Origin of the sequence: Winogradskya humida (genome assembly GCF_016862215.1) — a bacterium.
Lineage (GTDB): Bacteria > Actinomycetota > Actinomycetes > Mycobacteriales > Micromonosporaceae > Actinoplanes > Actinoplanes humidus.
The window spans coordinates 22539-30948 of the sequence record NZ_BOMN01000046.1 but is presented as its reverse complement, the minus strand read 5'-3'; the positions used below and the strand labels follow the sequence as shown (position 1 = coordinate 30948).

The window sequence follows — 8410 nt, the reverse complement described above, 5'->3', positions numbered from 1 at the left end:
GGTGGTCCCGCAAGCGCCAAATCCAGACCCTCTGGGGTGACCGAGCCCACCGCGCGCTGCCGCACGGTGGGCAAAGACAGAGGTCAGACCCGCTCTACGCCGGCGAACGTGCGCTTGCCCTTGCGCAGGACCAGGAACCGGCCCTGGAGCAGCGCGGACTCCGGGATGACAGCCTCGGGGTCGGTGATGCGTTCGTTGTTGAGGTAGGCCCCGCCCTCGGCGATCGTCCGGCGGGCGTCTCCCCCGCTCTTCACGAGGCCGGCCTCCTGGAGCAGGGCGACGACCGTGGGCAGCTCACCGCGTACCTCCGTCATGCCGGCCTCGGACAGTGCGGCCCGCAGCGTGTCCGCGGAGAGGTCGCCCAGGGAGCCTCGGCCGAACAACGCCTGGCTGGCCATGACCGCCTGGTTTGCCTCTTCTTCACCGTGGACCAGGGCCGTGATCTCGAAGGCCAGCTCCTTCTGGGCGAGGCGGGCCTGGGGGCGCTCGGCGGTGGCCTTCTCCAGCTCCTCGATCTCCTCGCGGGTCTTGAAGCTGAAGTAGCGCAGGTAGTGCGGGATGTCGCGGTCGTCGGCGTTGACCCAGAACTGGTAGAACGAATACGGCGAGGTCATGGTGGGGTCGAGCCAGGTGGCGCCGCCCGCGCTCTTGCCGAACTTGGTGCCGTCGGCCTTGAGGACGAGCGGGGTGGTGAAGGCGAAGACCGGGCCCGCGCCGCGGCGGCGCACGTAGTCGACGCCGGCGGTGATGTTGCCCCACTGGTCGGAGCCGCCGAACTGCAGCGAGCAGTCGTGGCGGGAGTGCAGCTCGTAGAAGTCGTTGGCCTGCAGGAGCTGGTAGCTGAACTCGGTGAAGCTGATGCCGGTCTCGAGGCGGTTCTTGACGACGTCGCGGGCGATCATCTTGTTGACCGGGAAGTGCTTGCCGACGTCGCGCAGGAAGTCGATGACGGAGAGCTCGCCGGTCCAGTCGAGGTTGTTGACCATGGTGGCGGCGTTGTCACCGTCGAAGGTCATGAACGGGGTGAGCTGGTCGCGGATGCGCAGAACCCAGCCGGCGGTGACGTCCTGGGGGTTGAGCTGGCGCTCGGTGGAGCGGCCGCCCGGGTCGCCGATCTGGCCGGTGGCGCCGCCGACGAGCAGCAGCGGCTTGTGCCCGGCGAGCTGGAGCCGGCGAGCGGTCACGACCTGCATGAGGTTGCCGACGTGCAGGGACGCCGCGGTCGGGTCGAAGCCCACGTAGAACGTGATCGCGCCGCCGTCGAGGTGCTTGCGCAGCTCGTCGGGGTCGGTCGAGTCCTGGATCAGTCCGCGCCACAGCATGTCGTCAACGAGAGTCACACGCTGATTGTCCTGCACACCCGCGTGCGCGGCCAAGCGGGATACTGCTGGGATGAGTCGTCTCGGTTCCGCCGCTCCCCCTGTTGAGCTGTCCAAGAAGAAGGCCGTCGCGAAACTGGAGGAGGCCCAGCAAAGGCTGCTCCGGTTGCGGCTCATTCTGGGCGGCCAGATCGGGGAGAAGAAGATCGGGCCACCGCTGTGTGTCGTCTTCGAGGGCTGGGACGCCTCCGGCAAGGGTGGGGCGATCAAGCGGCTCGCGTCGCCGCTCGACCCCCGGCACGTGCGCGTGTCCCAGTTCGCGGCCCCCACCTATGACGAGAAGCGCCACCACTTCCTGTGGCGTTTCTGGCCGAAGCTGCCCGGGTGGGGTGGGATGGCAGTCTTCGACCGGTCCTGGTACGGCCGGGTGCTGGTCGAACGCGTCGAGGGCTTCGCCACCGACGAGCAGTGGGCCCGCGCGTACGACGAGATCGTCAACTTCGAGCGCACCCTCACCGACGAGGGCACGATCATGGTCAAGTTCTGGATGCACGTCTCCCCGGAGGAGCAGCTGCGCCGTTTCGAGGACCGGGCCGGTGACCCGTTGCGCACGTGGAAGCTCACCGACGAGGACTGGCGTAACCGGGAGAAGCGCCCCGCCTACGAGCAGGCGATCGAAGAGATGCTGAAACGTACGGATCACAAGCGCGCGCCGTGGCATGTCGTCCCCGGCGACAGCAAGCACTACGCACGCCTCGCCGTGGTCGAGACGGTCTGCGACGCGATCGAGAAGCGGCTGGAGAAGAACTAGCCGGCGGGCTGGTAGGGCGGCAGGTCGAGGACCTTGCGGATCTGCTGCTGGACCTCGGCGGCGGCGGGGCGGGCGTCGACGTCGTGGACGACCTCTTTGCGGCGGAAGAGTTCGAGGACCGGGCGGGTCTTCTCGTGGTAGTCGCGCAGGCGGGCGGCGAGGGCTTCGGGGGTGTCGTCCTCGCGTACGACCAGGGTGGTGCCGCAGATGTCGCAGCGGCCGTCCTGTTTGGGGCGGTCGGCGATGAGGTTGTAGTCCATGCCGCAGCCGGGGCAGAGCCGGCGGCTGAGGACGCGGCGGCGTACCTCGTCGTCGGGGAGCTCCAGGTGGATGACGCCGTCGATGTCGTAGCTCTCCATGAAGAACTCCGCCTGGCGGCCGTTGCGTGGGAAGCCGTCGATGATGAAGCCGAAGTTCCAGTCGTGCTGGTCGAGGCGCTGGCGCACGACGGATTCGACCAGCTCGTCGCTGACGAGGTCGCCGGCCTTCATCGTGCGGCGGACCTGGGCGCCCAGTTTGGTGTGGTTCTGCACGTGCCAGCGGAAGATGTCGCCGACGCTGATGTGCACGAGGCCGAGATCCTCGGCGAGCAGCTCGCTCTGGGTGCCCTTGCCACTGCCCTGCACGCCCATGACCACGTATTTGCGCACGATGAGCCCCTCCGGTCTCGTTATGAGGACGCGCCGACCAGCACCGGGCCGGGTGCCGGACGACCGTCGAGCGACGTCGGGTCGAGGCTCCACCCGTCGGCGACCCGGAGTACGTCCTGCTCCGACACCAGCACCGTCACGTCCTCGTCCCCCTCCGCGAGCAGCAGCTCGGCGAGCTCCGCCTCGAAGGGGTCGGCGGCCGGCTTGCGGTCGGCGCCGGGGGTGATCGTGGCAGGAAGGCCTGCCGCGCGCTCGGCCGGGTCGGGGTCGCCGAACCAGGACGTCACGTCGCCGGTCTGCCCTACATACCCGAACGCGCGCAGCAGTGAACCCTGCGCGGCGCGCTGCCAGCGGTGACTTTCGGTGGTCCGGTGGGTGGCGAAGAACTGGACCTCGGTCTGCAGCCGCTCGGAGAGGTCGGTCACGTCGACGGTGACGTCGGGGCGCAGCAGGTAGCGGCCGACGGCGAGCACCCACTTCTCGCCGCGGGCGCCGGGCAGTGCCGGGGTGACGGCGACCCGGTCGTCGGTGAGGTGCGCGAGGTCGATGCCGTTGCGCCAGGAGACTTCGCCGAGCTCACGCAGGCCGAGGGCGGCGAGCACCCGGGCCGGATCGGTGTCGCGGATCGCGAGCCACGCCTGCTTACCGCCGAAACCGACCATTCTGTCCGTATCCATAGGTGCCACGGTAATGGTCAACCGCGGCGGGCCCCCGGTTATGCCTCGGGGCCCGCGCGGTGAAAATCCGTCAGTTCCAGCCGTAGTCGCGCTGCAGGACGCCGGCGACCTCGTTGAAGCGGTTGCGGTCGAGGATGGCGCCCTCGCGGCGGATGCCGTCCTGGTCGACCTCGAGGACGCGGTCGAGGCGGACCCAGCTCGGGCGCTCCTCGCGGTCCCACGCGCCGGGGCCGAGGCCCAGCCAGTTGCGCTGGCCCTCGCGCTCGCTCTGGCTGGAGAGCATCAGGCCGAGCAGGTTGCGCCCCTCGCGGCCGACGACCAGCACGGGCCGGTCCTTGCCCTGGTGCGGGTCGTCCTCGTACTTCACCCAGGTCCACACGACCTCGCCCGGGTCGGCGTCGCCGTCGAGGTTGGGGGCGTACTCCACATGCCGGCCGCGGCTCTGGGTCGGGACGTGGCCGGCGCCCTTGCGGGCCGGGGGTGCGGGGTTCGAGGTGCCCAGCGGGGTCGGCGCGGAGCGGCTCACCGCACGCTTCACGGCCTGGGTGACGGTGTTGAGGATATTTCTCACGACGCGCACTGTACTGCCGATGGACGGGTCCGTGATGATCCGACGGAGTGGGGTGCTCGCCGGGACGGTTCTGCTGCTTCTCGCGTACGCGATCCCGGTGCAGGCCGCCCCGAAGAGCTGGTGGAAGCCCCGGGCGTCGGCCGCGATCCGGTGGCAGATCCAGTTCACCGGGCGCCTCGACCTGAGCGTCAACGCCACGGTGTTCGACGTCGACGGGGACGGCACCACCGCCGCGCAGGTCGCCACGCTGCACAAACGCGGCGCGAAGGCCATCTGTTACGTCAGCGCCGGCTCCTACGAGGACTGGCGGGCCGACGCGAAGCGGTTCCCGGCGGCGGTGCTCGGCGCCGACCTGGACGGCTGGCCCGGGGAGAAGTGGCTCGACGTGCGGCGCTGGGACGTCCTCGGGCCGATCATGAAAGCCCGGTTCCAGGGTTGCGCCAGGAAGGGTTTCGACGCGGTCGACCCCGACAACCTTGACGGGTACGCGAACAGCAACGGTGTGGGGCTCACGGCCGCCGACCAGCTCACCTACAACCGCCGCATCGCCGCCCTCGCGCACGGCCTGGGCCTCGCCGTCGGCCTGAAGAACGACCTCGACCAGGTGAAACAGCTCGCCCCGGCGTTCGACTTCGCGGTCAACGAGCAGTGCGCGTACTACCACGAGTGCGAGCTGCTCACGCCGTTCGTGGCGCAGGGCAAACCCGTCTTCGAGATCGAGTACGAGGTGACGACGTCGACGTTCTGCCCGGCGTCACGCAAACTTGGCTTCGCCGCGATCCGTAAGAAGCAGTCGCTGAGCGAATGGCGCCAAACCTGCTAAACGCCCTCGTCGGCGGGGCGGTAGGCGACCTCGGGGTCGAGCAGATGGGTCCAGCCGGGGCGCCATCGCTCGGCGCGGGATTCCACCTCGGCGCGCAGGTTGCCGCGCCACGGCCCGGAGATGCCGTTGTCGGTCCACCAGTCCGGCCACGAGTCGTAGCGGCGTTCCAGGGTGTAGCCGGTGGCCGTGGTCTCGAGGTGCAGGAAGAGCCAGCGGCCGTACGCGTCGTCTGCTTCCGCGGCGCGCAGACGGCGTACCAGATCGGAAAGCTCGCGGAAGGTCCCGAAGCGGCCCTCGTCGTCCTTCTCCAGGGGTGGATGGTCGCCGCGGTGGGCGGCCAGACTGCTCTCGTCGGCGTAGACCAGCAGCGAGCAGCGGCCGTCGGCGTGCGGGGACCGGGCGCGCAGCCAGGTGAGGATGGCCCCGAGCTCACCCGTGCCGACCGGCGCCGGACGCGTACGTTCCGGTTCTTGGCGCATCGCCGCCCAGACCAGCCGGTCGTGCTCGGTGTCGCTGAGCTTGCGGATCTTGCGGAGGGCCGGCCGGGCGCCCTCGGCCTGGATCGGGCGCGCGGAGTCGCCGGTCAGGCCCGCCCGGGTGGCCACGGCGAGACCGACGCGCAGGTCGACCTCCTGACCGGTGAGCCGCCCGAGCAGCTCACGCAGGGGCTCCACGCCGAACGACTGCAGCAGCCGGGTCGCAGCGGCGTCGACGTCAGCGCGCTCCACCGGGGTGTCGGGCTCGTGCTCACCCCACTCGAAGACGAACTCCGCCAGCTCGTCGCGGGCGGCACGCTCGGCGAGGACCGGACCGGCCGTCGAGCTCAGGCCGTCGTCGAGGGATTCCGGGTACGCGACGCGGTGCCACTGCCCGTCGTCGTGCCACAGGACGTAGCCGAGCTGGTCGTCGGACGCGTACGCGACCAGCTCGTCCCACGGCAGCCAGGACGGTGCGCCGGCGAGCAGATCCACCGGCGGGTCGGCGTCCACGGTCGCGCTGTACTCGTGGTCGTAGCCGTACAGCACGGCGCGGCCGCCGTCGAGCTGTGCCAGGTGGGCCCAGTTGCCTCCGCCGTCATCATGGTGCACGCCCGACTTGGCCACGGACCAGACGTCGGCGTACCCGAGTGCGCTGAGCGCGGCGGCGAGGGTGGCCCACCGGCGCCACAGCTCGGCGGGCTCCGGCAGGTCAACGGTGATGCTCACCGTCGCCGGCTACTCGTCCTTCAGGGACTGGATGAACATGCGCCACGCCGCGTCCTCGAACACGAGGGCCGGTCCGTCCGGGTCCTTGCTGTCCCGCATGGCGACCACCCCCGAGAGATTCTCCGCGACCTCCACACAGTCGCCGCCGTTGCTGCCGCTGCGGGTGCTCTTGTGCCACCGGGCACCGGTCAGGTCAGCCATCGCTCTCCTTGATGATCGTGCCGATCAGATCCTCGGAGGCGCGCTGGTCGAGAGCCGTTTCGTCCAACTCGCGCCACACGCCGCTGTAAGTCTCCACTTCGCGGGGCTTGTCCAGGTAGAGGGCTCCCGTCAGATTTTCGCAGTAGATCGTCGTCGGCTCGGGTGCGGCCGCGCCGACGGTGGGAAAGTCCAGGATGGTGAACATACCGGCACTTGACCCGGTATGCGGCCCGGCCGCGAACGGGATCACCCGAACGCTGACCCCGGCCCGCTGCGAGATGTTGACCAGGTGCGCGAGTTGTTTCTGCATGCCGAGCGTGTCGGCGATCGTCCGGCGCAGCACACCCTCGTCGAGGATCACCTCGAGCTTCGGCGGGGGCGGGTTGTGCCGGCGCAGCAGTTCCTGGCGCTCCAGGCGCAGGGCGACCGCGTTCTGCACGCCGGACTCGTCGAGGTCGGCGCGTTTGCGGAAGACCCACTCGGCGTACTCACGGTTCTGCAGCAGCCCGGGGATCACGCTCGGTGCGTAGTGTCGCAGCCGGTCAGCGGCGGTTTCCATGCCGACGTAGAGCTCGAACCAGGCGGGGACGGCGTCGCCGTACGCGTGCCACCAGCCCTTGGATTTCGACTCGCGGGCGAGCCCGACCAGCACCTCGGTGATCTGGTCGTTGGCGCCGTAGAAGGCGCACATCGCGAGGACGTCGTGCTTGCGCAGCGACACCTCGCCGTTCTCGATCCGGTACATCCGGGCCCGGGAGAACTCGAGCTCCTCAGCGGCCGCCATCAGCGAGATCCCGGCGCGCTCGCGCAGCTGCTTCATGAGCCTGCCGGCCTGTCGCCTCGGGACCGTGGAGCCTGTCTCCGTGCTCAACCCGTCCTCCAGGTGTCGGAAACTTTCCAGTTGCAACAAACGAGACGTTCGGATCGCCTCGGACGAGACAGCGAGAATTCGATCTCGGGAATCTCGCCGTGTCCCATTGATGCCTGAGACTAGGTCAAGCACGCTCCTGTGTGTAGCCCCAACATTGCTGATAGTGATCAAGCGGGGTCGGCGAGAGGGAAGAACCATGACGACGACACCGGGACATTCACCGGTGCGGCGCGCGTTCCGGCGTACCCGATGCACCTGCGGTCTGAGATGGCCCTGCCCCGACCGCAACCAGCAGAACCTGCCGCTACCCGACGGTGACTCCGTGCCGCATCCCGGCGGCCGGTGATGCTGCTGCCCCGCACCGAGCACCTGCCGGCCCGCCCCGAGTGGGACTGCCTGGTCTGCGACGGCACGTGGCCGTGCGCGAACGCCCGCGAGGAACTCGCGACGCAGTACGCCCGCTTCCCGGCCAACCTGGCGGTATACATGGCCTCGACGATGTACGACGCGGTGGAGGACCTCACCGCTACCGGTGCGCCCACGCCCGCCGATCTCTACGAACGCTTCCTGGCCTGGGTCGCCTAGGGAGCCGTGAGAGCTCCGGCGATCAGCAGTTCGAGGACGCCGCGCAGGCTGGGTGTGAATTCCATTTTGAAGCTCGCGAGCGACGGGTCCTCGCGGTAGGCGGCGAGCATGCCGGTGGACGGCTGGCTGTGGGTCCAGACCGCGCCGATGACCATGACCGCGGCGGCGCACAGCTGCTCGGCCGCGGGCGCGGCGAGCTGGGGCAGCGCCTCGCGGACCAGGGCGACCAGCGCGGTGACGTCGGCGATGGCGGCCCGTTTGTATCGAGCGGCCACGTCGGCCGAGACGTTGCGTTCCAGCACGCCGGCCTGGGCACTGAGCAGGTCGCACAGCACCTGGCGCGATCGCAGGGAATCGGTCAGGGCGCCGGCGAGCGACGGGCCGTCAGTGACTCCTTCCAGCTGCGCCGGCAGGGCGGCGAGCCACTGTTTCCACTCACTGTCGAGCAGTTCGAGCAGGATCGCCTCGCGTGACTCGAAGTAGCGCAACACGTTGGACTTGGCCAGGCCCGCGCGGCGGCTCAGCTCGTTGAGGCTGATCGCGGTGACCGGCATCTCGGTGAGCATCGCCGCGACCGTGGCGAGGATCGCCTGGCGTCGGGTCTCGCGCTGCTCGTCGCTGCGGGCGCGCTGGAACGTGGTGTCCATGCCCACAGCTTACGGACCACCGGTTCGTTGACATCAGACCATCGGTCTCT

Annotated in this window: 11 protein-coding genes; 3 read left to right on the top strand and 8 right to left on the bottom strand. The window is 69.5% G+C overall.

The genetic code is table 11. From position 1 onward, the window contains the following. Positions 1-83: 83 nt before the first annotated feature. On the bottom strand, positions 84-1340 hold the full coding sequence (tyrS, locus tag Ahu01nite_RS19665; RefSeq protein WP_275411765.1) for a tyrosine--tRNA ligase: 1257 nt from the start codon (positions 1338-1340) through the stop codon (positions 84-86). Between the two features lie 52 nt (positions 1341-1392). Here tyrS and Ahu01nite_RS19660 point away from each other — a divergent pair, with 52 nt between their 5' ends. After that, positions 1393-2130 carry a polyphosphate kinase 2 family protein gene (locus Ahu01nite_RS19660; protein WP_203838021.1) on the top strand — a complete coding sequence of 246 codons (738 nt, stop codon included), beginning with the start codon at positions 1393-1395 and terminating at the stop codon, positions 2128-2130. Here Ahu01nite_RS19660 and Ahu01nite_RS19655 read toward each other — a convergent pair. The 3 genes from Ahu01nite_RS19655 to Ahu01nite_RS19645 form a co-directional block, all read right to left on the bottom strand. After that, on the bottom strand, positions 2127-2780 hold the full coding sequence (locus Ahu01nite_RS19655) for an adenylate kinase family protein (RefSeq protein ID WP_203838020.1): 654 nt from the start codon (positions 2778-2780) through the stop codon (positions 2127-2129). The genes Ahu01nite_RS19660 and Ahu01nite_RS19655 overlap by 4 nt on opposite strands. 20 nt (positions 2781-2800) lie before the next feature. Continuing rightward, positions 2801-3457 carry a hypothetical protein gene (locus Ahu01nite_RS19650; RefSeq protein WP_239158978.1) on the bottom strand — a complete coding sequence of 219 codons (657 nt, stop codon included), beginning with the start codon at positions 3455-3457 and terminating at the stop codon, positions 2801-2803. 70 nt (positions 3458-3527) lie between these two features. Then, a complete protein-coding gene (locus Ahu01nite_RS19645; RefSeq protein ID WP_239158977.1) occupies positions 3528-4028 on the bottom strand; it encodes a type II toxin-antitoxin system PemK/MazF family toxin in 501 nt (166 codons plus the stop codon). A gap of 34 nt (positions 4029-4062) precedes the next feature. Here Ahu01nite_RS19645 and Ahu01nite_RS19640 point away from each other — a divergent pair, with 34 nt between their 5' ends. Beyond that, positions 4063-4851 carry an endo alpha-1,4 polygalactosaminidase gene (locus Ahu01nite_RS19640; RefSeq protein WP_239158979.1) on the top strand — a complete coding sequence of 263 codons (789 nt, stop codon included), beginning with the start codon at positions 4063-4065 and terminating at the stop codon, positions 4849-4851. On the opposite strand, the gene Ahu01nite_RS19635 is transcribed toward Ahu01nite_RS19640, so the two are convergent. The 3 genes from Ahu01nite_RS19635 to Ahu01nite_RS19625 are packed head-to-tail and all read right to left on the bottom strand — an operon-like array spanning position 4848 to position 7128. Then, the gene (locus Ahu01nite_RS19635; protein ID WP_203838018.1) at positions 4848-6056 is read right to left on the bottom strand and encodes a hypothetical protein; all 1209 of its coding nucleotides are present in this window, start codon (positions 6054-6056) and stop codon (positions 4848-4850) included. The genes Ahu01nite_RS19640 and Ahu01nite_RS19635 overlap by 4 nt on opposite strands. 9 nt (positions 6057-6065) lie before the next feature. Continuing rightward, complete coding sequence (locus tag Ahu01nite_RS19630) at positions 6066-6257, bottom strand: DUF397 domain-containing protein (RefSeq protein WP_203838017.1); 192 nt, start codon at positions 6255-6257, stop codon at positions 6066-6068. Continuing rightward, entirely contained in the window at positions 6250-7128 is an 879-nt protein-coding gene (locus tag Ahu01nite_RS19625) for a helix-turn-helix domain-containing protein (RefSeq protein WP_203838016.1), read from the bottom strand. The genes Ahu01nite_RS19630 and Ahu01nite_RS19625 overlap by 8 nt, the downstream gene beginning before the upstream one ends. A 345-nt stretch (positions 7129-7473) precedes the next feature. On the opposite strand from Ahu01nite_RS19625, the gene Ahu01nite_RS19620 reads away from it, so the two are divergent. Continuing rightward, complete coding sequence (locus Ahu01nite_RS19620; RefSeq protein ID WP_203838024.1) at positions 7474-7713, top strand: hypothetical protein; 240 nt, start codon at positions 7474-7476, stop codon at positions 7711-7713. On the opposite strand, the gene Ahu01nite_RS19615 is transcribed toward Ahu01nite_RS19620, so the two are convergent. Beyond that, a complete protein-coding gene (locus Ahu01nite_RS19615; protein WP_203838015.1) occupies positions 7710-8360 on the bottom strand; it encodes a TetR/AcrR family transcriptional regulator in 651 nt (216 codons plus the stop codon). The genes Ahu01nite_RS19620 and Ahu01nite_RS19615 overlap by 4 nt on opposite strands. Positions 8361-8410: the final 50 nt, after the last annotated feature.

What these genes read in the sequence shown, in the direction of transcription:
- Ahu01nite_RS19620 (WP_203838024.1), top strand. Translation starts at nt 7,474, where the DNA reads ATGCTGCTGCCCCGCACCGAGCACCTGCCGGCCCGCCCCGAGTGGGAC.
- Ahu01nite_RS19660 (WP_203838021.1), top strand. Translation starts at nt 1,393, where the DNA reads ATGAGTCGTCTCGGTTCCGCCGCTCCCCCTGTTGAGCTGTCCAAGAAG.
- Ahu01nite_RS19640 (WP_239158979.1), top strand. Translation starts at nt 4,063, where the DNA reads ATGATCCGACGGAGTGGGGTGCTCGCCGGGACGGTTCTGCTGCTTCTC.
- Ahu01nite_RS19615 (WP_203838015.1), bottom strand. Translation starts at nt 8,360, where the DNA reads ATGGACACCACGTTCCAGCGCGCCCGCAGCGACGAGCAGCGCGAGACC.
- Ahu01nite_RS19630 (WP_203838017.1), bottom strand. Translation starts at nt 6,257, where the DNA reads ATGGCTGACCTGACCGGTGCCCGGTGGCACAAGAGCACCCGCAGCGGC.
- Ahu01nite_RS19650 (WP_239158978.1), bottom strand. Translation starts at nt 3,457, where the DNA reads ATGGATACGGACAGAATGGTCGGTTTCGGCGGTAAGCAGGCGTGGCTC.